This window comes from Streptomyces sp. H51 (assembly GCF_035656535.1).
Taxonomy (GTDB): domain Bacteria; phylum Actinomycetota; class Actinomycetes; order Streptomycetales; family Streptomycetaceae; genus Streptomyces.
The window spans coordinates 84,408-107,654 of the sequence record NZ_JAYMHD010000070.1 but is presented as its reverse complement, the minus strand read 5'-3'; the positions used below and the strand labels follow the sequence as shown (position 1 = coordinate 107,654).

14 protein-coding genes and 1 pseudogene are annotated in these 23,247 nt (G+C 75.9%); 9 read left to right on the top strand and 6 right to left on the bottom strand.

Annotation, left to right across the window (positions count from 1 at the left end; all coding sequences use genetic code 11):
• Positions 1-16: 16 nt before the first annotated feature.
• The 7 genes from VKA29_RS25790 (at position 17) to VKA29_RS25760 (ending at position 8,513) form a co-directional block, all read left to right on the top strand.
• Complete coding sequence (locus VKA29_RS25790) at positions 17-1,045, top strand: ketoacyl-ACP synthase III (RefSeq protein ID WP_324788369.1); 1,029 nt, start codon at positions 17-19, stop codon at positions 1,043-1,045.
• Positions 1,042-1,782 (top strand): glycosyltransferase family A protein, encoded by a 741-nt coding sequence (locus VKA29_RS25785; RefSeq protein ID WP_324788368.1) that lies wholly within the window; start codon positions 1,042-1,044, stop codon positions 1,780-1,782. Before VKA29_RS25790 ends, VKA29_RS25785 begins: the two co-directional genes overlap by 4 nt.
• Positions 1,782-3,275, top strand: coding sequence for a class I adenylate-forming enzyme family protein (locus tag VKA29_RS25780; protein ID WP_324788367.1), 1,494 nt, complete (start codon positions 1,782-1,784; stop codon positions 3,273-3,275). Before VKA29_RS25785 ends, VKA29_RS25780 begins: the two co-directional genes overlap by 1 nt.
• Complete coding sequence (locus VKA29_RS25775) at positions 3,272-4,045, top strand: glycosyltransferase family 2 protein (protein ID WP_324788366.1); 774 nt, start codon at positions 3,272-3,274, stop codon at positions 4,043-4,045. The genes VKA29_RS25780 and VKA29_RS25775 overlap by 4 nt, the downstream gene beginning before the upstream one ends.
• Positions 4,042-5,220 (top strand): cytochrome P450, encoded by a 1,179-nt coding sequence (locus tag VKA29_RS25770; protein ID WP_324788365.1) that lies wholly within the window; start codon positions 4,042-4,044, stop codon positions 5,218-5,220. The genes VKA29_RS25775 and VKA29_RS25770 overlap by 4 nt, the downstream gene beginning before the upstream one ends.
• The gene (locus VKA29_RS25765) at positions 5,217-6,137 is read left to right on the top strand and encodes an NAD(P)-dependent oxidoreductase (RefSeq protein ID WP_324788364.1); all 921 of its coding nucleotides are present in this window, start codon (positions 5,217-5,219) and stop codon (positions 6,135-6,137) included. The genes VKA29_RS25770 and VKA29_RS25765 overlap by 4 nt, the downstream gene beginning before the upstream one ends.
• Before the next feature lie 186 nt (positions 6,138-6,323).
• The gene (locus VKA29_RS25760; protein ID WP_324788363.1) at positions 6,324-8,513 is read left to right on the top strand and encodes a SpoIIE family protein phosphatase; all 2,190 of its coding nucleotides are present in this window, start codon (positions 6,324-6,326) and stop codon (positions 8,511-8,513) included.
• 174 nt (positions 8,514-8,687) lie between these two features.
• On the opposite strand, the gene VKA29_RS25755 is transcribed toward VKA29_RS25760, so the two are convergent.
• The 5 genes from VKA29_RS25755 to VKA29_RS25735 form a co-directional block, all read right to left on the bottom strand.
• Positions 8,688-10,625 (bottom strand): hypothetical protein, encoded by a 1,938-nt coding sequence (locus VKA29_RS25755; RefSeq protein ID WP_324788362.1) that lies wholly within the window; start codon positions 10,623-10,625, stop codon positions 8,688-8,690.
• Positions 10,622-14,446 (bottom strand): vWA domain-containing protein, encoded by a 3,825-nt coding sequence (locus VKA29_RS25750; protein ID WP_324788361.1) that lies wholly within the window; start codon positions 14,444-14,446, stop codon positions 10,622-10,624. The genes VKA29_RS25755 and VKA29_RS25750 overlap by 4 nt, the downstream gene beginning before the upstream one ends.
• Entirely contained in the window at positions 14,443-15,603 is a 1,161-nt protein-coding gene (locus VKA29_RS25745) for an AAA family ATPase (protein ID WP_324788360.1), read from the bottom strand. The genes VKA29_RS25750 and VKA29_RS25745 overlap by 4 nt, the downstream gene beginning before the upstream one ends.
• Before the next feature lie 209 nt (positions 15,604-15,812).
• Positions 15,813-20,708, bottom strand: coding sequence for a DNA-binding protein (locus VKA29_RS25740; RefSeq protein ID WP_324788405.1), 4,896 nt, complete (start codon positions 20,706-20,708; stop codon positions 15,813-15,815).
• Between the two features lie 14 nt (positions 20,709-20,722).
• The gene (locus VKA29_RS25735; protein ID WP_324788359.1) at positions 20,723-21,589 is read right to left on the bottom strand and encodes a DUF4132 domain-containing protein; all 867 of its coding nucleotides are present in this window, start codon (positions 21,587-21,589) and stop codon (positions 20,723-20,725) included.
• Positions 21,590-21,857: 268 nt separating this feature from the next.
• Here VKA29_RS25735 and VKA29_RS37060 point away from each other — a divergent pair.
• Positions 21,858-21,965: pseudogene (locus tag VKA29_RS37060) on the top strand (hypothetical protein); the annotation flags it as partial.
• A gap of 199 nt (positions 21,966-22,164) precedes the next feature.
• A complete protein-coding gene (locus tag VKA29_RS37055) occupies positions 22,165-22,437 on the top strand; it encodes a cellulose binding domain-containing protein (RefSeq protein ID WP_420718563.1) in 273 nt (90 codons plus the stop codon).
• Here the strand turns inward: VKA29_RS37055 and VKA29_RS25725 are convergent.
• Positions 22,380-23,231 (bottom strand): PRD domain-containing protein, encoded by an 852-nt coding sequence (locus tag VKA29_RS25725; RefSeq protein WP_324788357.1) that lies wholly within the window; start codon positions 23,229-23,231, stop codon positions 22,380-22,382. The genes VKA29_RS37055 and VKA29_RS25725 overlap by 58 nt on opposite strands.
• Between the last annotated feature and the right edge of the window lie 16 nt (positions 23,232-23,247).

Below are 23,247 nucleotides of genomic sequence, written 5' to 3'. Positions count from 1 at the left end.
TCCTAACCTCCGTCCCATGCACGAAGACCACATGGTTCGCGGCCCCGGCCTCCGGGCGGGCATCACAGCCGTCGCCTCCTGCCTGCCCGGGCACGAGGTGACGTCCCAGGACCTGCAGCAGCGGATCAGCGAAGAGTCCGGGCTCCGGCTGCCCGGCCGGATGCTCGAACGCGTCACCGGCATCACCTCGCGCCGGACAGCGGCACCGGACGAGTACGCCTCGACGCTCGCGGTGCGGGCGGCCCGCGGGGCTCTCAGCCGGGCCGGACTCGCGCCCTACGACGTGGACCTGCTGGTGTTCGCCTCCGCCACACGGGACATGGCGGAACCGGCGACCGCCCACGTCGTCCAGGCCGAGCTGGGCTCGGCCGCACACGCGCTGGACGTGACGAACGCGTGCAACAGCTTCGTCAACGGCATCGACACGGCCCGCTCCATGATCCTGGCCGGACGCGCCCGCCGGGCTCTCGTGGTGACCGGGGAGACACCCAGCCGTGCCGTCCGGTACGCACCCCGCGGCCTGGGCCAGTTCCGGGACGGCTTCGCGGGCTACACCTTCGGGGACGCCGGGGCCGCGGTCGTGCTCGAGGCGGTGGACCGGGGCGGCATACTCGACGTGGGCACCGAGACGCACTCCGAGCACTGGGACGTGGGCGGCATCTTCGGCGGCGGATCCCGTCATCCCCGCAGTGAGGAGCACACGTACTTCACCGGCGACGGGGCCGGACTGCGCACGGTGTTCGAGAAGGCCGGCACCGCCGTGCTGGACCGCATGAAGGAGCGCACCGGCCTGGACTGGGACGACTTCCGCCACATCCTGGTGCACCAGGTCACCATGCCCTACCTGGAACGGTTCGTGGAACTCACCGGCGTCCCTCGCGAGCGGCTCGTCGTCACCCTCCCCCGGCTCGGCAACATGGCCAGCGCCACCCTGGGCGTGCAGCTGGACCTGATCCACGAACGGCTCGGTTCCGGCGACCGGGTGCTGTTCGTGGGCCTGGGCGGCGGCGTGAGCATGATGACGATGGTCTGGGAGAAGTCGTGAACGCCCTGTGGGTGGTCGTCCCCGCGCACCAGGAGGCCACGCGCATCGACGCCACACTGCACGCGCTCGCCGCGCAGCACGACCGCGACTTCACCCTCGTCGTCGTGGACAACGCCTCCAGCGACGGCACCGCGGCGGTCGTCCACGACTTCGCCCGCTGGGCCCCCTTCCCCGTCCACGTCCTCAGCGAGCCGGAGAAGGGCACCGGCTGCGCGGTGGACACCGGCTTCCGCTACGCCATCGGCAACGGCGCCACGATGCTGGCCCGCACCGACGCTGACTGCCTGCCGCGCCCCGGCTGGACGGCCGCGGCCCGCAAAGCCCTGGGACGGGGCGCGGGCCTGGTGTGCGGGCGCATCGACGCGCGCCGCGACGAGCACGGACCGCTCGGACGCGCCGCGTTCCGCACGCTGGTCCGCATCGCCGCGTTCTTCGGCCGCATCCGCCCCGCGCACCGGCGCCGGCACGGCTACCTCACGCCCTACCGGATGCACGCGGGCAACAACATGGCCGTCACGGCCGGCCTGTACGAAGCCGTCGGCGGGATGCCGCGCCGCCCCTCCCCCACCGACCGCCTGTTCCTGAACCGGGTCCGCCGCCACACCACCGCCGTCGTCCACGCCCGCGACATGGTCGTGGAGAACTCCACCCGGCGGCTGCGCGCCTACGGCCTGCTCGGCACCGCCCGCTGGTACCTCGACAGAGGGCCGGGCCGGCACACGGAGGACCCCCGCTGATGCTCGACGCACTCCACCACGCCCTGCGCGCCGCCCCCGACCGGCCCGCCGTCCTCGGCACCACCCGCACCGGCGCCGTACGCGTCAGGGCCACCCGCGGAGACCTGGCCGACCTCACCGACCGGTACGCCGCCGCTCTGCACCGGCGGGGCATCACCCGCGGCAGCACCGTCGGCGTCGCCGTACGGCCCGGCCCCCGGGCCCTGGCCGTGATGCTCGCCGTGCACCGGCTCGGCGCACGGGCCGCGGTCCTCGACCCCGGCGCCGGACCGGACGTACTGCGGGCCCGGCTCGCCCTCGCCCGGCCCGAAGCCGTCCTCGCCGACGCCGCCGCCCAGGCCGTGGCCGGATGGGGCCGGCGCCTCGCCCACCATGCCCGCCTGGCCCTGCCCGATCTCGACGAGCTGGGCCCGGTGGCCACCGTCGGGCCGCGGCTGCCCGGCTGCGCACCCGCTCTGGACGGCGATGCCGCACCGGCGGCCCTGCCGCGCCCGGTGGACGAGGACGGGGACGCGGTCATCGTCTTCACCTCCGGCACCACCTCCCGGCCGCGCGCCGTGGTGCACACCCGCTCCTCGCTCGCCGCCGGAATGACCGCGGTCTCCGCCCTGGCCCGGCCCGAGGCCGGCCGGCCCGTCCTGGGCGGCACGTTCTTCGTCCTCGTCCCCTCCCTCGCCGCCGGCGCGCCGGTCGCACTGCCCGCCCGCCCGCCACGCCTGCTGGTGCGGCAGCTGGCCGGGCTGGACCCCCAGCTCACCTACCTGACACCGCCGCAACTGCGCGGCCTGCTCGCCCGGCGGGCCCGCTTCACGGGACGGGTGTGGACCGGATCGGCACCCGTCAGCGCCGACCTGCTCACCCGTGTCAAGCAGGCGGGCGCACACGAGGCGTGGGGCGTGTACGCGCTGACCGAGCTGTTCCCCGCCGCCGCCGTGGAGCAGGCCGACAAGGCCGCCTTCACCGGGCAGGGCGACCTGGTGGGCGCCCCGCTGCCCGAAGTGGCGGCCCGGACGGACGCCACGGGCCAGTTGCTGCTGTCCGGGCCCGCCGCCCGCGACCGCTACCTGGGCGAACAGCCGGACCCCTGGATCGCCACCGGGGACCGGGCGCACCTGGACGGCGGCCGGATCGTGCTCGAGGGCCGCTGCAAGGACATGGTGCTCAGGCGTGCCGAGAACATCTACCCCGGCCTGTACGAACCCACCCTGCACATACCGGGCGTGGAGTCCGCGCTGCTGGTGGGAGTGGAGGCCGGCGACGGCGACGAACGCCTGGTCGCCGTCGTCCAGCCGACCCCGGGCACCGACCCGGCCGCCCTGCGGGCCGCGCTGGCCGGGCCGCTGCGGCGGATGGGGTCCGCCCGCCCGGACGCGGTCCTGCTGGCCGACATCCCGCTGTCCGGACGCTCCCGCAAGCCGGACCGCGCCGCCGCCGCACGGCTGGCCGCCGCCCGCCTCGGCGCCGCCCCTCCCACCGCCGGCGGCCGCGGATGACCGCCCACGACGACGCGCCCCTGTGGGTGGTGGTGCCGGCGTTCAACGAGGAGGCCGGGATCGGCGCCACCCTGGCCGCCCTCGCCGCCCAGACCGACACCCGCTTCACCCTGGTCGTCGTCGACAACGCCTCCACGGACACCACCGCGGACGTCGTACGCCGCTTCGCCGCCCGGGCGCCGTTCGCCGTCCACCTCGTCCGTGAGGACGAACCGGGTACCGGGGCAGCCGCCGACACCGGATTCCGCTACGCCATCGGACGCGGCGCCGCGCTGCTCGCCCGGACCGACGCGGACTGCCTGCCCGCCGCCGACTGGATCACCGAGGTGCGCGCGGAACTCGGGCGGGGCACGGAACTGGCCTGCGGCCGCAGCGTCCCCCGCGCCGACGAGCAGCCCTCGCCCGCCGAGCGGTACCTGCTGCCGGCGGTGATCCGGGCGACGGCACTGTACGGCCGTTGGCGGCGGGAACACCGCCACCCGCGCTACCGCGCCCCGTACGTGCTGTGCCACGGGCACAACATCGCCGTCACGGCCGCCCTCTACCTGCGCTGCGGAGGCGCGCCCCGCGTCCCGCTGGCCGGGCCGCCCGAGGACGTCGTCCTCCTCAACCGGGCGCGTGAGCACAGCGACCGCATCGCGCGGGCCGAGCGGATGGTGGTCCACTCCAGCCTGCGCCGCCTGCGGGCATGGGGCGCCCGCCGGACGCTGCTGTGGTGCTGGGACCGCCGCTACCTCCCCGCCGACGAAAGAAAGGTGCACGTCCGATGACCCCGCCGCCCCGCCCGGCCGCCGTCCGGGCGGCACGCCGCCGCGACCGGCGCGTGTACGCCCGCTCCCACCCCCTGCTGTTCGCCCTGCTCGCCGCCACCCGCCGCCGGCCGGTGACCCGGATCGGCGGAACACTGCTCGTACACGGCAGCGACCCGTACCGCCACGCCCTCACCCGCATACCGCTGGACCGCACCGCCGCCGGCACCACGGCAGGCGCGGCACGGGAACTGTCCGCCGGCGCCGTCCTGTTCGACCAGGACGGCACCGGCCACCGCGACACCCGCCGCGCCGTCGCGGACCGACTCGGCGCGGTCGGCGTGGAACGGCTGCGGCCGGTGTGGCAGGAGGTACTGCGACGCCGGCTGGCCCCGCTCGCCGCCGGCCGCGCCGTCGACCTCGTCCCGGTGGCCCGCGAGGCCGCCGGGGCCACCGTCCGCGCGCTCCTCGACGCCGGCGCGGACCCGCTGCACATCGCCGACGCCGCCGTACGTACCGCGGCCGCCGCCGTACGCGACCACCTCCCCGGGCCGCGACTGCCCGGCACGACGCACAGAGCGGCCGAGCCCGCGGCACAGCTGCACACCCTGCTCGCGCGCGGCCGAACCGGGACAGCGGACCGTGACCGGCCACAGCACCCGCTCACTCCCGGCGAGGCCGAGGAGACGGGCCTTCGGGCGATGCTCGCGGTCGCCGCCGTCACCACCACCGTGGCCGCTCTTCCCCGCGCAGCGGCCTGGTGCGCCGACGCGGCACTGTGGGACCAGGCCGCCGACGACCGGCTGCGGCCGGCGCTGGCGCAGGAGCTGCTCCGCGTGATCGCGCCCTCCCCGCTGCTGCCGCGCGTCGCGGCGGCCGACGCCGACCTCGGCGGGTGCCCGGTCCGGGCCGGCGACCGGCTCATCCTCGTGGCCCGGCACGCGGCCCGGGCCCACTCGGCTCCGCCGAACGCCCTCAGCCCCGCCCCACCCGCCGTGGCACACCTCGTCTTCGGCGCCGGCGCCCACACCTGCCCGGGCGCCCGTCTGGCCCGCGCCCAGCTCGAGGACCTCCTCGCCGCGCTCGCCCCGCACCGGCCCACCGTGGTGCGCGCCCGCGCCGACCGCACCTCGGCCCTGCCCGCCTGGCGCTCCCTCACCGTCCGCGCCACCCCCCCGCCCGGGCAGGACCGATGACCACGATCGCCGTCACCGGAGCGAGCGGCTTCTGCGGCTCCCACGTCGCCGCCACGGCAGCCGCCCGGGGCGCCGACGTCCTGTGCGTGGGACGCCGCCCCGGCCCGGCCGGCCGGCACATCCCCTGGGACGCCACCCGCGACGTGCCCGACCTGTCCGGCGCCGACATCGTGGTGCACTGCGCCGCGGCGGTCGGCGACCCGCCGCCCGGCTCGGCCGCCGAGGCCGCGATGCACGCCGTCAACGTCGACGGCACGGCACGGCTGCTGCAGGCCGCCGTCGGCCGGCCGGTGGTGTGGGTCAGCAGCGCCAGCGTCTACGCGCCCGGCCCCGGCCGCACCCCCCTCACCGAAGACCACCCCGTACGGGACCACCTCAACGCCTACGGCCGCACCAAGGCGGCCGCGGAGACACTGGCGCTCGCCGCAGGCGCCGTCGTGCTGCGCCCGCGTGCCGTCTACGGAACCGGTGACCCGCACCTGGTGCCCCGGCTGCTGTCCCGGGTCCGCCGCGGAGTGCTGCTGCTGCCCGGCCCCAGCGCCCCGCTCAGCCTGACCGCCGTGGAGAACCTCACCGACGCATGCCTGACCGCCGCCGACTGGCCGCCGGGCCCCTACAACATCGCCGACCCGGCACCCTACGACCGTGACCAGGCGATCCGCGACGTCCTGCACGCCCACGGCGTCAGGGCGCGAATCCGCCACGTCCCGGTGGCGGCCGCCCGCACCGCGGCGCACGCCGCCCACACGTTCGCCCGGCTACGCCCGCACACGCAGCCGTTCCTCACCCCCTACGCCGTGCACCAGCTGACCGGCTCCCTCACCCTGGACACCACCAGGGCCCGAGCCCAGGGCTGGGCCCCCCGCCACACCCTCACCCACTACACGACACGACTGAGCGGGGCGGCGGACGGCTGAGACACACCGGCGGCGCGGGCGCCGCGAGGCGGTGCTCGTGTTGCGTCACTCGCGTCCGCCCCTACGGTGAATACGGCGATCGTGTTGTTCAGGAGATGCGCGGTGAGGGATCTCGGAGCCCGATCGCCATGGACTCGGGAGTGTCTCTCCGGCGCGAGCCGGAGGCAGCGAGGTGAGTGAGCCCGCATGGATCCCACCCCTTCCTCGTCGTCCGGGCCGCCGTTCGACAGGGTCAGCGGTGCGCTGGCGGATTACATCCGCCGGGCCGGAACCGCCGAGGCCCCGGGTACTGCCGTTCCGCAGAGCGATCCCCGTGCCCGTCGGCCCGCGGGTGACGGCGCGGAGGCCGGAGGCCAGGAACAGATCCTCGGGGTGGTCGATCTCAACCCGAACCTGAGGATCACCAGTTTCAACCTGACCGCTGCTCCGTTCGCCGGGGTGAGGGTCGCGGCCGGGACCGCCTTCGCCGAACTGCTGCCCCCGGAGGACGTGCCGACGGTCACGCAACGGCTGCGGAACGTCCTCGAGACGCAGGAGGCGCACGTCGCCCGGGTCCAGCGCCTGCGCCGGGACGACGGGACGGAGCTGGTGGTCTCGATGAGCATCCTGCCGGCCGCGGCGCCGCAGGGAGGTCTGACGGTCTCCCTGATCGCCATGGCCAAGCGGCTGCACCTGTACGCGTCGGCGGCCGCGATCGGGACCTCACTGGACATCGGCGAGACCGCCCGTTCCCTGGCCCAGTCCCTGCTGGCCTGGGGAGACGTGGCCGCCGTCGACTTCGATTTCGCCGTGTGGACGGGCGAGGCCGTCACCGAACAGGCGCACGATCGCATCCGGCTGCGCCGGGCGGCCCTGGCGCCGGACCGGGCCTGGCCCGAGGGATATGTGACGTGCGGGGACAACCTGCCCCGCGGTGCGAGCCGTCTGCTGGTCGGCGCGGTCATGCGCGACGACGCGCCGCAGGCCGTCGTCCTCACCGACGGTGAGGCGATCGCGCGGGCCCTCGGCGATCCGCGGTTGGTGCGCGCTCTGGTGCCCGGCGGCCTGCGGGCGAACGTGGCATGCATACCGTTGGTCGTCGAAGGGCCGGAAGGCACGTCAGGGCCCGTCGTGCTGGGCGTGACGGAAGTGTGGCGGCGGCAGGAGCGCCCCTTCCGCGACAGCGAACTGTTCGACCGGCAGGAACTCGTGGCCAAGACCGCCCGTCACGTGGACCTGGCCCGCCGGCATCAGCGTGAGCACGCACAGGTCCTGGCGTTGCAGCGCCGGCTGCTGCCGCGTACCAGCAGCGACACCATCGAGGTGGCCACCGTCTACCAGCCCACCACCCCCGACAGCGCGGGCGTCGGCGGTGACTGGGTGAACAGCTTTCCGCTGCCCGGTGACCGTACCGCGCTGGTGGTCGGCGACGTCATCGGGCATGGCCTGGGGGCCGCGGCGGCCATGGGCCAGCTGAGCATGGAGGCCCGCGCGCTGTTGTCGGCGGGGCTGGGCCCCGGGGAGGTGCTGGAGCGTCTCGACGAGACGGTCACGCTCCTGGACGACACGGACGCGGGCCTGGCGGCCGGCTACAGCGCGCTGGGCTCGACGTGCTGCATCGCGGTCTACGATCCGGTCGACCACCGGGTGGTGATGTCCAACGCCGGACACCTGCCGCCCGTCCTGGTCCGTCCCGACGGGTCCGCCGCAACCGTCACGGCGCAACCTCACCCGGGCCTGGGAGCCGAGTTCGCCGTGCGGGAGCCGTTCGACGTGCACGAGTTCACCGCGCCGCCCGGCTCGCTTCTCGCCCTCTACACCGACGGTCTGGTCGAGGATCCGGTGGCCTCCATCGACGACGGCATCAGCCGCCTCAAGGACGTGGTGCGTGAGGTGCACCCGTGGGACGATCTGCAGCAGGCGGCGCGCCGCGTCGTCGCCGGTCTGGCCCCGCAGGGGCGCCTGCGCGACGACGTGACCCTGCTGCTCGCCCGGATGACCGGCCGCCACAGCCGGGACACCGCGACCTGGCAGTTGCCCGCGCGCGACGACACCCCCGCGCGCGCCCGCGCCCTGGCCGCTTCCCTGCTGCGGCGGTGGCGCACCGGCGACCGGACCCGGGACGACGCCGGTCTGGTGATCAGCGAACTGGTCACCAACGCCGTCCTCTTCGGCGCCGGACCCGTCACCCTGCGACTGGTGCGAGCGGGGCGTCGCCTGACCTGCGAGGTCGGCGACACCGGCAACAGCCGGCCGCGTCTGCGCCGCGGCGACGTACTCGACGAGGAGGGACGCGGCCTGCTGGTGGTCCACAAACTCACCACACGCTGGGGCGTACGGTGGACCGACACCGGCAAGGCCGTATGGGCGGAACTGGACCTGCCGCGCGTCCGATGAGACGACGGCCCCGCCGGGCGGGCCCAGCCTCCGGCCCTGCGCGAGTGCGGCTGGCGGCGGGGAAGCGGGCCGGCCCCCGCCGCGGAAGGCGCGAGTGTGCCGATCGCGTCGGGTTTCCGGGGGCCGCTGACCGGTCGGCTCGCGGCCCGCTCGTCCGTGGGGCCCGGCTCGCGGTCAGGCGGTGGACGGCAGGTGCCAGGTGGCCTGGACCAACGCCCGTTCGGTACCGGTCAGGTAGACGGCCGCCGCCAGCCATGCCCGGGCGTACGCGTCCGGGTCGGTGTCCTCCAGGCGGCCGAACGCGTCGCGGGAGCGGCGGGCGGCCTCGCCGGTCAGCTGCGCCGCGAGGTCGGCCGCCGTCGCGAAGCCGCTGCGGCGCAGCCGTGCCGTGACGCCGTCGCCCGGCGCTTCGGCGACGGTCCTGCGGCCTCCCGAGACGGCGATCTCCACCAGCCGGCGCAGCCGCCACAGCGGTGCTTCGGCCAGGGGGTCCGGGGGGACGTCGGTGGATCCGGGGGGCTGGTCGAGGGTTTCGGCGGGCGGGAAGTGGGCGGCCTCCAGACGGTCGTAGCCGAGGTCGGCGTGGCCGCTGAGGTCGGCGGGCAGCCGGAGGGTCGCCTCGGTGCCGGGCACCGGTGCGACGGCGAGCGGGCGGATGGTGGCGGCGCGGTCGGGGTCCAGCCGGCCGATGACGCGCAGACGGAGGCCGGGGCGGGACGCGAGACGGCGGAAGTTCGCCGTGTGGGCCAGGCCGGGGTGGCTGCTGGCCGGGGTGAGCCGGACCAGCAGGCCGTCCGCACCGCCGGGGCGCAGTTCCCGCGCGAAGATCCGGTCGCCCGCGGCGCCGGTCAGGACCAGGTCGCAGCCGATCAGTGCACGGTTCGTCGCGCCCTCCTGTTCCGGGTCGGCGTCGGCCGGTGCGCTCAGACGCTCGGCGACCGCCTCGTCCAGGGGGCGGGCGAACAGGGCGGCCAGCGGGCCGTCGGTCCAGGGCCGTCCGGTCAGCGGGGTCGCGCGTACCCCCTTGCCCGCTCCCAGACGGCCGTCCGGGGAGAGTGTCGCCCCGGAGACCAGCAGACCGCCGCGGGCGAGTCCCGCGTGGTCGAGGGTGTGCGAGCCGAGGGCGACAGTGGCGGTGCCGGCGCCCCGGGCCCGGGCCGCTCCGCCGGGTTTGACGTCGGCGACGGAGAACCACTGCCCGTCCTCCCCGACGAGATGGGTGACGACCCCGCCGTAGCCGGTGGCGGTGACGACCGGTTCGCGGCACACGCCGTGGACGCGGAGGCCGCCGCCCGGACGGTAAGCACGGCGGGCGGTGCCGATCAGGGCGGGGTCGGGGTCCTGCGCCGTCAGCCGGTGCGTGATGAGGAGCACCTCGCGCAGGCCGGCGACCAGGTCCGCCAGGCGGTGGCCCTCGTGGCGGGCACGGGCGCCGCGCACCTGGCGCACCACCCGCAGGGCCGCCGCTTCGGCACGGTGCAGACCGGCGAGTCGCGCGGTGTGCGCGGCGCGCAGCAGTTCCGCCTGCGGCACCGCTCCCGTCGCCGGCACCCCGCCCGTGAGGACGGCCGCGGCCGCCGACCAGAGCCCGCGCGCGGCGGCCACCTGGGCGGCGGTGGGCGGCGTGCTCGCGGGTGCCGGGGCCGCCACCGGACCGGCGGGTCCCGGTGCCGCGTCGGCCGCCGGGCCGACGGGTCCGGGGGTCCGGGCCGCCGACGCCGGGCCGGCGGGTTCCGGTGCGGTGTCCGCCGTCGCTTCGGCCGGTTCGGACGGGGCCGTGGTGTCGGCCGTCGCTTCGGCCGGTTCGGACGGGGCCGTGGTGTCGGCCACCGGGCACGCGCCGAGCACGGCCGCGCGATGCAGACAGCGCGGCGCCAGCAGGCAGGTGCACGTCACCTGCGCCGCTTCGGTGACCGCGCCCGACGGGCCGGGCACGAGAACGACCTCGGCGTCCTCGCCGCAGCGGACCCTGCGCGCGGTGCCGTCGTCGACGACCGGCGCGGCGGTGTACGTCTCCACGGCGGCGTCCAGCCTCTTGCGCAGCCGGGCGGTCAGCACCTCCACGGCCGCCGCCACCACGTCGGGCGCCGCCGGGGGCAGTTCGGGGTTCATCGGCTCTCTCCGCGCAGACGGTCGCCCACCCAGCGGGCGAGGGCTTGGGGACTGAGGGCGGCCACGGGCATCCCGGCCGCGACGAGTTGCCGGGCGACGGGCACCGAGTAGCGGGGCGCGCCGGTGTCGTCCAGGGCGGCGCAGCCCAGCAGATGCACCCCGGAGCCGGCCAGGGACCGTACCTCGCCCAGGAGTCCGCCCAGCGGGGCGCCCTCCTCGAAGTCGCTGACCACGACCACGAGGGTCCGGCTGGGGACGGTCACGAGTGTCCGGGCGTGGGCCAGTCCGGCGGCGATGTGGGTGCCGCCGCCGACCCGGACCTCCAGCAGCAGCGACAGCGGGTCGTCGACCCGGTCGGTGAAGTCGATCACCTGGGTGGAGAATGCCAGGAAGTGCGTCGACAGGGTGGGTACGCCGCCCAGGACGGCCGCGGTCAGCGCCGACCACACGACGGACGCCTCCATCGACGCGGACACGTCGACCACCAGGATCAGGCGCCAGTCCGCCTCCGTGCGGGAGCGGGTGGAGAACACGGGTCGCTGCGGGACGACCAGTGTGCGGCCGTCGGAGGTGCGGCGGGTGTGGGCCAGGTTGGCGCGCAGGGTGCGCGGCAGGTCGAGGCGGCCGCCGGGGCGGCGGGTGGGGCGCGGGGTGGCCAGTCCGGTCAGCGCGGGCCGCATCCGGGTGGCCAGTTCCCTGGCCAGTTCGTCCACCAGGCGGCGCACCAGCGGGCGCAGCCGGGCGAGGTGGTGTTCGGGCAGTCCGCCGGCGAGGGACAGCACGGAGGTCAGCAGGTCGATCGAGGGACGGACCGCGTCCGGGTCCAGCTCCGTCAGTACGTCGGTACGGCCCTGGTCGGCGGCGCGGGCCAGGACCTCCTCGCGGATTTCCGTGCCGAACAGTGCCTGCAGTTCCTCGGCCCACTCCCTGGCGGTGGGGAAGGACGCCTCCTGGCCGCCGCCCCGACCCTGGCCGTCGCCCCGGGCGAGGTCCGCGGAGCCTTCGCCGCGGCCCGCGCCGTACAGCTCGTCCAGGGCGTGGGCGTACCGGCGGGCGTGCTGCGGCAGTCTGTCGGTCTCCCGGCCGAGCAGGAGTCGCCAGCGGTCGGTGGGCGGGAGCTCGCGGGCGGCCCGCGGCGCGGGTCCGGGCCGGGGTGCGGGGTGTTCCGGGGCGGGCGGGGTGACGGGATGCGTCTCCTCGGTGGCGGGGTGCGTCTCCTCGGTGACGGGGTGCGTCTCCTCGGTGGCGGGGTGCGCCGGCCGCTCCGTGCCGAGCGGGAGGCCCAGGGCGGTGAGCGCGGTGCGGCCCGTGGTGTCCGCGGCCGTCCACAGGGCGAGCAGGTGGGGCGGGGCGTTCAGCGACAGGTCGACGCGGTGGCCGAGGCGTTCGGTCACCGTGTGCAGCAGCCGGTCGCGGCCGGCGGGCGTGAGGGTGTCGAAGCCGCCGCGCAGGGCCGGCAGCCGGTCCAGGAATTCCTGGTCGGACAGCGTGTCGATGCGTTCGAGGAGCGGGTCGAGAGCGCTGGGCGCCGACTGGAGCAGTGGTGCGGCGCCGCTCAGCAGCCCGGTGAGGCGACGGGCCAGCGCACGGCGTCCGTCGGGCGTGGTGGCCGTGTCGGTCCATCCGGCGGCGCGGGCGCCGAGGTCGGCGACGGGGTCCAGGTCGAGCAGGGCCCGGGAGGCCAGGGCGGCGCCCTGGACGAGGGGCGAACCGTCGCGGGCGAGGGTTCGCAGGGCGTCGTCCATGCGCAGCCCCAGGCGGTGTTCGCCGGCCCGTGCGGACAGTGCCACCAGGGCGGCGGCGTCCTGCGGATCGTCACTGCCCGCGAGTCCGGGCAGCGCCCGTACCGCCGCGTCCAGCAGTTCCGTGGCCAGCTGGGCGGCGGTCCGGCGGGCCTGGGGGGTGGTGCCGGGGAGGTGCTCGCGCCGCAGTGCTTCCAGCAGGTCGAGCGCGGTGAGCAGTTCAGGGAGGGTGGCGGTGGCGGGGAGCACCTCGGCGGCGTCCGTCAGGCGCTCGGCGAGCAGGGCGGGCAGGTCGCACCGGGCGGCCGCCTCCAGGCCGGCGAGGACCAGGGCACAGGTGGGTCCGCCGTCCGCCGCCTCCTTGCGGAACGTCTCGCGCAGGGTGCCTTCGGCGGCCAGGGCGGCGGTCACCCCCCGGGTGCCGGCCAGGTCCAGCCGTACCGGGACGGACGGGGACCAGGACAGCTGCCAGCGCGTGGTCAGGGCGGTGCCGTCGCCGGTGCCTGTCACGCGCACGGGCTCGCCGTATCCGGCCGCGCACACGGCGAGGCGCTGGAGCAGGATCTCGCGGCGGCCGTCGAGGGCGGAGCGGAGCGGGTCGAGGCGTATCTCGCGGGGGGCCGGGTCGTCGGGGTGGGGCAGCCGGAGGGCGGCGAGTTCCGCCTCCACGGAGGGGCCGAGACCGGAGCGGGGGGTGCCCGGCGCGGTCCGGCCGCGGTCGGTGCCGACCAGGACGGTCTCCAGGGCCCGTGCGAGGGCCCGGCCGCGGCCGAGGGGTTCCCCCTGGCCCATGACGGCGGTGAGCGCTTCCAGGATCTCGCCGCGTCCGGGGGCGGCGAGGCCGCGCAGCGCGGCCAGGTCGCAGGCGACCCGCAGGGTCTCCGCGGCCTCGCCGGTGCCCGCGGTGTGCCCGGCCGCACGCAGTTCCCGGCACACGTCGGTGATGGCGCGTGCCGCGGCCCGGCGCAGTTCCGCGGGGTCGCCCGCGGCGGTGAACACGGCCTGCTGCCAGCGCGGGTCGCGGATTCCGGCCGGGTATCCGGAGCGGGAGTCCAGCAGGTCGAAGGCGTACGGGACGAGGGAGGTGACGACCGCCGGCCCCTCGCCGACGTCAGCCGGCCGGCCGGCGGTGCTCCGACCGGTGGTGTCCGGCGCGGGAACCCGCGGAGCGGTCGGCGCGGGGACCCCCGTGGCCGTCGGCCCGGTGGTGCCCGCGGCTGCCGGCGCGGGGATGTCCGTGGCTGCCGGCGCGGGGATGTCCGTGGCGGTCGGGCCCGCGGTGTCCGCGGCCGTCGAGCCGGTGACCTCTGCGGCCGTCGGCCCCGCCGTGTCCGCGGCGGCCGACCCGGCGGTGTCCGGGCCGGTCAGTGCCGGGGCGTGGAAGGCGCCCACGACGGCCGCGACCCGGCGTCCGCCCTCCCCCGCACGGGCGATGGTCTCGCGCATGTGGGCTTCCCGGGCCAGGTCGGCCCCGGCGACGACGCCGGCCGACTCGGCGTCGCGGCGCAGCGCCCAGCCGACTCCGAGGGCGGCCCGGCGGATCGCCTCCGGCGTGCAGCCGGGGGCGAGGACCTCCACGCAGCGGTCCCACAGGTCGTCGCCGTCGCGGCCGGTGCCGGCGGCGGCGAGGGCGTCCGCGAAGGGGGCGGGTCCGGGTCCGGGTCCCGCCTCGGCGACCGCGGTGCGGGTGTCGCCCGCCGACGGGGCCGCCTCGGTCTGCCAGCGCGGGTCGGACATCGGCAGGTCGCAGCAGACCACGTCGGCGCCGTGCTCCCGGGCCCAGCGCACGGCGGCGAGTTCGGGCGAGAAGTCGGCGAACGGGTAGAACCCGAGCCGTCCGCCCGCGCCGGTCCCGGCCAGCGCGACGGGCGCGACGGTCCCCGGGGCGGCCAGGTGCGCCAGCCACGGCTGGAACTCGGCGGGCAGTTCCACGCACACGACCTCGGCGCGGCAGGCGTCCAGCAGGGCGGGCACCGCGGCGGCCAGGGCCGGGCTGTGGTGGCGGACGCCGAGCAGGTAGGGCTCGGTGTGATCGGCGAGGGCGGCGACGGCCGCCCTCGGTTCCAGGGCAGTCGTCACCGCAGGTTCTCCCGCAGGTCCCACAGGCGGCGCCACAGCGCCGACCCGTCCTCGGCGCGGCGGCGCACCGGGCCGTCCCAGTAGCCCAGCAGTCGCGCGTGGTCGGCCGGGTCGTCCTTGCGGACCACGCCGAGGAGGTGGCCGGGGACGAGGTCGAGGGCGTCGCCGCCGGGCAGGTAGGCGGTGGCCACGCCGAGCGAGACGGCGACCTGCACGGCTTCGGCGGTGGACATCACCGTGCTGGGCCGCTCCACGTCCCAGCCCTCCGCGGACCGGCCGGCCCGCAGGTCGCGGAAGGCGGTGACCAGGACGTCGAGGACCGCGTCGTCGACGCCGAATGCGGCGCCGGCCCGTTCGACGGCGGCGGTGGCCTGTCGCCGGACGAGCGCCGTCTCGGCCTCCACGTCCCCGATGGGGTGCACGGTCTCGAAGTTGAAGCGGCGCTTGAGCGCGGCGGACATCTCCGACACGCCACGGTCGCGCAGGTTGGCGGTGGCGATGACGGTGAAGCCGGGGGCGGCGGCGACCTGGGCGTCGTCCGTGCCGGACAGCTCGGGGACGCTCATCCGGCGGTCGGACAGGATCGACACCAGGGCGTCCTGTACCTCGGGCAGACAGCGGGTGATCTCCTCGACGCGCGCGACCCGGCCCGCGCGCATCGCCGCCAGCACCGGCGAGTCGACCAGGGCCTGCGGGGTCGGGCCCTGGGCGAGGAGCAGGGCGTAGTTCCAGCCGTAGCGCAGGGCGTCCTCGGTGGTGCCGGCGGTGCCCTGCACGGTCAGCGCGCTGGTGCCGCTGACGGCGGCCGACAGCAGTTCGGAGAGCATCGACTTGGCGGTGCCGGGTTCGCCGACCAGGAGCAGGCCGCGCTCGCCGGCGAGGGTGACGACGCACCGCTCGACCAGGGCCCGTTCCCCGATGAACTTGGGGGTGATGACCAGCTTGTCGGGCAGGGTGGCGTGGGGCTTGGGCAGGGTGAGGGGCTGGTCGGCGCTGCCGCAGACGAACGTGACCACGGAGCGGGGGGTGAGCCGCCAGCCGGGCGGGCGGGGGCCCTCGTCGTGGGCGGCGAGGAAGGCGAGTTCGGTGGCGTGGCGTTCCTCGGCGGGCAGTGTCTGCCGGGCCGGGAGGGTCGGCGCCGTGTCGGTGTGCGTCATGGGTGTCCTAGGTGGGCGTGCGTGAGAAGCGTGAGCAGGGTGTCGCCGGGCAGCGCCCGGCGGGGTCGGTGCCCGGGAGGCACTCGGCGCGTCGCGCGGTGCGGCCGACCGGCAGGCGGCCGGGTCCGGTGAGGCCGGCCGGCGCGCGGCCGGAGGCGGTGAGCGGGGATGCGGGGGTGCCCGACACCCCGCTCACCGGCCGGGCGGGTTCAGCGGCGGCGTCCGCGGCTGCGCCGTACCTTCAGTTCCTCGAAGCGGGGCGCGTCGCCTTCCCGGACCCGCTGCCAGGCCCGGCGGAACAGGTCCGCGGCCGGCTGGGTCGGCACGAGGGCGGCGAAGGGGGTGTGCTCGCCGTTCACCGCGTCGTACAGCGGCAGCTTCCACCGTTCCAGGGGGAGGCGCGGGGCCGACTGCTCCACCCAGCCGCCGGGCAGGAACAGCGAGCGGCCCGCGCGGGCCCGGTCCGCGCCGATCACCAGGTCGGTGGCGGCGAGTTCGGTGCGTGCCGCCTTCAGGCGGGCCGGTTTCCAGCCCGTCCAGCGCGCCGTCATCCGGTCGGTCGGGTCGGGCAGGGCGAGCAGCATCAGGTAGAGGGCGGCGGCGTCCTCGCCGATGCCGTACTCCCCGGCCGCCTCGGTCACCAGGTCCGGCACCGAGCGGGAGGGGTCCTGCGGCCACCAGGTGCCGTTCTTGCCGCGCTCCCCCGCGATCGGTTCGCCCGGGTCGGCGAGGAGGGCGGCGAAACGCGGGTCGCGCACCAGGCTCAGGGCCACCTCGGCCGCGTAGGGCCGCTGGCCGTCGACCCGGATCGCGGGCAGGTACGGGTCCTGGCCGGCCGCGTCGAGCAGCGCGACCCGCAGTCCGGGGGCGGGCTGGTCGTCGTGCGTGGGCAGGATCACCGCGCCGTAGCGGACGAAGTTCTCGCCCGTCTCGGTGGGGGTGCCCGCGGTCTTGCGGAAGTCGGGGAGGCTGATGTACCGGCCGAGGTCGAGCACCAGGCCGGGGTGGGCCACCCGCTCGCGGAGGGCGGTGAGCGCGGGCGGCAGTGCGGCGCGGAGCGGGTCGCCCGCGGGCAGCCGGTGGGCGAGCCAGGCGAGGACGTCCACGGAGCCGACGAGGGTCTGCTCGGTGAATCCGGGCGCGTCGCCGACGGGCCGTACCCGGTCGCCCTTGACCGCCCATTCGAGGTCGTGGCCGAGGCGGGGGTCTCCGGCCGGGTCCAGCAGGGCGGGCAGGGCCTGCCGTACGTCCCACCGGGTGTGCCTGAGGGAGCGGACGGCGTCACCGAGGACGTCTTCGGGCAGGGCGGTGCGCCGGCCGACCGCCTTGATCCAGACGTCGGCGGCGGCCCGCACGTCGGGGCCGTCGGTCCACAGCCGCGCGGGGTCGGCGGGCAGCAGCGCCCCGACCACCGCGGTCCGTACGCCGGCGTCGAGCGTGCCGAGTTCGTCCTTGGCCACGGCGGCCGGAGCGGCCTTGACGCCGATGAGGGCCCGTGTGTCGGCGGTGAGGAACGTCCGCTGGTGGGCATCGACCTGGGGCAGGCCGGCCACGATCAGCCGGGCCGCCGTGTCGGTGACGCCGGTGAGCCGGGCGAACTCGGCGGCGGCCTCGGGGAACCAGGGCGCGGGTCCGCGGACGGCCAGTTCCGCGAGGAGCCCGCGGATGCGGCCGGGGTCGGCGTCGTCGCCCGGCGGGAGGCAGGAGACGAGGGTGTAGGGCTGGGGGGCCTCGAAGCGTCCCGTGGGGTCGTGGAAGAAGCCGTCGAAGGTGCAGTCGGCGTCGTCCAGCCGTCGGTCTCCCAGCAGGGCGAGGAAGGCGCCGCCGCCCAGCGGCAGCAGGCCGTTCCAGGCGCCGTCGCGCCACAGGCCCGACGGGGTGCGCAGCGGTCCGCTGGGCAGGCGCACGGTGACCTTGCGCCAGCGCGCGGACGCGTCGGGCGCGGTCAGGCCGAGCGTGTCGAGCCCGGTCAGCAGGGCGCGCAGGACGTCGCGGTGCTCCTCGCCGGTGACGGCGGACGCCGTGCGGTAGGCCAGTGCGGCGCTGCGGGCCAGGAGCGTGCCCAGCTGGGGGTCCGCCACGTCGATCTCGGCACCGTCCAGGTGGAGGCTCCTGGTGCGCTCCTCGGGGACGGGGGCGCCGGTGAGGCCCGCGGCCCGGGTGAGGGTCCGCAGGGCGCGGAAGACGGTGTCCGAGCCTTCGCGCTGGTTCCACCAGTAGCCGGGGCGCACGCCCAGCCCGTTCATGGCCTCGCGGAGGGCGGTGTCGGAGGGGCCGGCCGGGCCGTCGTCCGTCCCGGGGCCGTCTTCGAGGGCGTGGGCGAGGCGCTGGGCCGCGGCATCGAGGACGGCCTGCTGGCCGGCGGCGTACCGCACGACCCCCGCGATGCCCGCGACCAGCGCCGGGTGGCTGACGGGCAGCAGGGCGCCGACGGCCTTGGGCAGGGCCTCGGTGTCGTCCTGGGCGGCGGCCGTCAGCAGGGCGGCGGCCGTGTCCCGGTCGATGTTCCGCAGTGCCTTGGAGGCGACCGGGTCGCGGGGGGTGCAGCTCTCCCAGTACTGGACCGGCGGCAGCAGCAGCGTGCCTTCGCCGAAGACGCCGGGGGTGCGGTCGGTCTTGGCGACGGAGGTGACGACACCGTCGGGGTCGACGATCTCGAGCTGCCAGTTGTTGCGGACGACGGCCCGCGCCCGGTCGTCGCCGGGGAAGACGACGAGGGCGGAGGGCGCGCCGGTGCCGGCGGGCAGGGTGATGCTGTGTCCGGCGAGGTCCTCGGCGCGCAGGGCGCCGCCGGGCAGCTCCACGACGCGCAGGCCGACGAGGCCGCCGACGGGTGCGCAGGCGGGGCCGGGGTCGGTCGTCGGCGCGGGCAGCAGCCGGCCGGTGAGGAAGGTGCTGCCCTCCGGGGCGTCGCGCAGCGCGTCGGCGAGGAAGGCGGGCCGGCTCATGCGTCCGAGGCCGCCCGTGGCCGGGTCGTACTCGTACCAGCCGTGCGTCTGCGGGTCGTCGGAGCCTGCGTGCCACACCCAGTGCGAGGATCCGTCGAAGAGGAGCGGCCGGTCCTCGGGCACGGTGGTGTCCCCGGCGTGCAGGACGCCGGTGCCGGTGGTCCGGCCACCGCCGGGCAGGGGCAGGGTGTGCGGCAGGGTGCCGCGGTACCAGTCCATCTCGGTGCTGCGGATCCGCTCGGGTCCCTGGAGGTCGTGGACGTGGTCGGCGCGGGTGTGCCAGTAGCCGCGCAGGCCGTCCCGTCGGGTGTGCCAGTAGACGAGGACTTCGCCGTCGACGAGGTGGAAGCCAGGGTCGCCGAGCGCGTCGTTCGCCGGGATGCGCAGGTCGTGGGTGAGGAGGGTGCCGCCGGGGCCGATGACGCGGGCCTGTGCGGAGCCGGCGACGACGAGCTGCGGCCAGGCGTCCGCCACCAGGATGTCCTCGACGTTCGCCTTGGGCACGAGGGCGGCGGTCGCCTCCTCCCAGGCGGGCCAGCCGAGTTCGTCGAAGAGGCCGGCCCGCAGGGTGCGTACGACGACGGGCGCCAGGTCGGTGGTGACGGCGGCGCGCACGTCCTCCTCGGCCAGTGCCAGCGCCACGGCCGGAAGCCATTTGAGCCGGTTGAGCGCGTCGGGCAGTTGGGGCAGGCCGACGGCGGTGAAGTTCCGGGCGACCGAGCGGACCCATTCGGTGAGCAGGGGGCGGCCGCCGGGCGACGCGGCGAGCAGGCGGCACGTGCGGACTCCGTCCTCGTTGTTCCCGAGGCGGTCGGCGCCGCGGTGGAACGCCGCGTGGAACCGGGAGTCGGCCGACAGCGCCAGCAGGTCCCGCTGCCCGTCCCCCAGGGACCACTGCGACAGCGGCAGGCTCGTCTTCTCGTCGGGGGCGGCGACGGGGATGTCCAGGGACAGCAGCAGGTCGATCAGGTCGATGTCGTGGCCGACCGTCAGTTCCTTGCCGTCGGCGAGGAGTTGTGCGCGCAGCGGGTCGGCGATCCGTTCCACCAGGGCGTGCAGCGCGGGCAGGCGGCCGGGGCCTCGCCAGTGCGTCCTCTCCTGGTGGAAGGCCAGGAAGCGTTCCACCCAGCCCGCGGTGCCGTCGTCGGGCCGCTGGTCCTCGGGCAGCGATGTGTCCCACAGGCCGGCCGTGGCCCCGGAATCGTCCAGCAGTCGCAGCCAGATCTCGGACAGTTCGCTGTCGCGCCTGACCGGCAGCAGGTTCAGCAGGGTGCCGCGGACCCGCGGGTCGCGGGTGGCGAGGGCCGCCAGGGCCGCGCGGTGTTCCCGCCACCAGCCGGCCGTGGCCCACATGGTGGCTTCGAGGCCGAGCAGTTCGGACAGGTAGTCCTGTTCGACCTGGCCGGCGTCCCGGCCGGCGGCGAGGGCCAGCTTGCGCAGGCTCTTGGCCATCTGGGTGGAGGGCGGCATGCCGCCCGCGGTCCGGCGCAGGCACAGGCGGGTGAAGCGGTGCAGCGCCTCGTCGGCCGGGAGCCGGGCGGCGAGTTCCTTGGCGTAGGCGGTGAGCACCGTCACCGGGAGCGCGCCGGCCAGCGCGAACTCCAGGAACACGGCGTCCAGTCGCTCCTCGTCGACGGGCAGTCCGTGCTGCGCCTCCGCCTTGCGGGCCCGCGTGAACATCTGCGCCGCGTAGGAGCTGTTCTCCTCGGCGAGGAAGACGCGTCCGACCTGTTCGTAGAAGACCGGCAGGAAGTGCGGTACGGATGCCGCGAGCTGCTCGCCCAGTTGCAGGCAGGCGTCCAGGGCCGCCTTGGGGCGCGACCGGGCCTGGCGGGCCGCGCGCTCGAGGTCGGGTACGACGGCGAGGGCGTGGTGTCCGTCCTCCGGGTGGTGCACCAGCACCCACTCGGGGAAGCCCAGCGACTGGCGCAGCCCCAGTCCCACGACGACCGGTTCCCTGTCCTGTTCGAGGCCGAGGTATTCGGCGGCGAGGTCTTCCGCGGCGCCCAGTTCACCGGCCACCAGCCGTACCACCACCCGGTCGTCGAGTCCGGGGTGACGGTACGTCCGCGCGGTCAGCGGCACGGCCCGCTCTCCGGCGCCCCGCGTGTCCGGCGGGAGCACCGCGCCCGCCGTGAGTGCCTCCTCGTGCTCCATCTGCGTTCCCCCGCTCACGCGCTCTTGCCTTCCTCGATCACACGGCCGGCGTACAGCGCCGCGGCCATCCGCATCCCCTCCGACCACGCCACCGGGCCCACCTCGGGCAGCGGCAGGGCACGGCCGTCCCCGTCACGCCAGGTCAGGGTGCCGGTGGACACCGCGTCCTCCCAGTAGGGTTCTCCGATCCACACGGACGCCTCGACCGTGGAGCCCGCGTCCCGGACCCGGGCGGTGGCGTAGCCGCCGCAGACGCGGTAGCCGAGCGACGTGGCGCGGGCGGCCAGGGCGAACCGGGAACGGTAGGAGCCGCCGGAGAAGTCCCCCACCTGGGTGGCCTTCGGGTCGAGGCCGGCGGGCCGGCGCCAGACGGCTCGGTGGATCTGTTCGACGCGCTGGACGATGCCCAGTTCGGCCGCGAACTCGCGGAGGTCGTCGAGGTCGGGGAGGGTGACCGGATGCGGCAGGGTGACCGTGGACGCGGACAGCCGGACGGTCTCCCCGTCCAGGTCGACCACCTTCAGCTCACCGGAGTCGGTCACCCCGCGCAGGAATCCGGCCTCGTCCGGGTCGTCGCCGATCACCACCAGGTCGCGCAGCGCCGACTGCCAGGCCTCGTCCGGCCACACCCGGGCCAGCAGGCCGGTGGGCACCGGCAGGGACGACACCATCCAGGCGTCGACCTGCGCCACGCACGACGCGGCGTGCCGGTCCAGCCATTCGGCGAACCGTCGCAGCCGGTCCACCTCCGGGTGGTCCTTCAGCGCGCGCGGCAGGGACTTGAGCTGCCGTCCGGCCGCCCTCCCCTTCGTGGCGCGCGCCGCCACCCGTCCCTCCACCAGGGCGACCTCATACCCGTCACCCGCCGACAGCCAACCCACGAGCCCCCACCTTCGGACCAAGACATCACGAAGAAAGCACAGTTCACCGGGGTGATCCCGGCGCCAGTGCGACGATGGGGAGAACGTTAGGGGGGACCACTGACAATCGGATACCGGGTACCCGACCGGCGGCCCGCTCCCGACATCATTCTCGGCGCAAGCCTCCCACGGTGCCGGGCGGTTCATCGGTCGCTGGGAGCAGGTCCTCCGCCCCAGGCGCGCCGGCGGAAGCGGCAGCGGGTCGCCGGAGGCGCCGGCGAACCTCACGGTGACCGGCGCCACCAGCAGCAGCGTCTCGCTGTCCTGGAGCGCCTCGTCCGGTGCCGCCGGTTACGACGTCCACCGCGACGGGCGGCAGGTGGGCAGCACCGCCGGCACGTCCTTCGCCGACAGCGGCCTGTCCGCCTCGACCTCGTACACCTACACGGTCAGGACCCCACGACGGCTCGGGAGGCACATCGGCCGCCTCGGGCAGCGTCTCGGCGACCACCCAGGGCTCGGGGAGCGGTTCGGGCTCCGGCTGCGCCGTCACCAACAGGCTGGTCAACTACTGGTCCGGTGGCGTCACCGCCGAGGTGACGGTCACCGACACCGGCACCTCCACCAGCAGCGGTTGGCAGGTCGGCTGGACCTGGCCCGGCGCCCAGAAGGTGACGACCGCCTGGAGCACCAGGCTGACGCAGTCGGGTTCCGCGGTCACGGCCTCGAACGTCGACTCAGCTGACCGGCGCGCTCCCGGGAAGGGGGCGGGCGCGTGGGACCGGCGCGCCCGCCCCTCGGCCTGCGGTCTTCACGCGGCGGTGCCGTCGGCGTCCATGGTCATGCGGGCGATGTGGAGGGCCAGGTAGGAGACCTCGTCCTCGGTCAGGCGTTCCCCCAGGCGCAGCTCGACGACGGTGGCGAGTTGCTGGGCGGTGTGGGTGGCGACTGGGTAGTGCCGGCGGATGCCTTCGCCGAGGGCGACTTCCTGGCCCTTGAGCTGGCGGTGCTGCTGGATGCGGACGAAGAGGTAGCGGACGTGGGTGATGAAGCGGGCAGCGCTCATGGAGTCGTGGGAGACGTCCAGTCCGTAGCGTTCCCGTACGACGGCGAGCATCTGCTGGATGACCCCGGTCATCGTGTAGGTGAAGGACAGGTCGCCGGAGACGAAGCCGGCGTTGACCAGGTGCAGGGCGAGGGCGGTCGCCTCGGATGCCTCCAGTCCCGGGCGGATGTGCTTGTTGATGGCCTGCAGCAGGACCCGGGCCTGGGCGTACTCGGTGGCGTACAGGGTCTGGACCTCGGCACGCAGCGGGTAGTCGACGGTGATGCCGCGGGCGGCGCGGTCCAGGGCTCCGGCGACATGGTCGGCGAGCGCGATGGCGAGGGTGGGCCGGGTGGAGTCGGGCTTCTCGATGCCGGTCTCGCCGAGGGCGCTCACGACGGCCTGCAGGACGTCCTGGCTGATGAGGGCGAGGGCCTCGGCCAAGTGGTCGGGGTCACGGCCGTCGGCGGGGACGAAGACGCGCTCGATCAGCGCGGGGTCCACGCGTTTGCCCGGGCGGGAGCTGAAGCCGATGGCGCGCCCGGTGAGGATCACCTCCTGGCCGTTCTCCTCGCGCGCGAGGACCACGTTGTTGTTCAGGACCCGCAGCGCCTTCACCGCCGGCCCTCCTTTC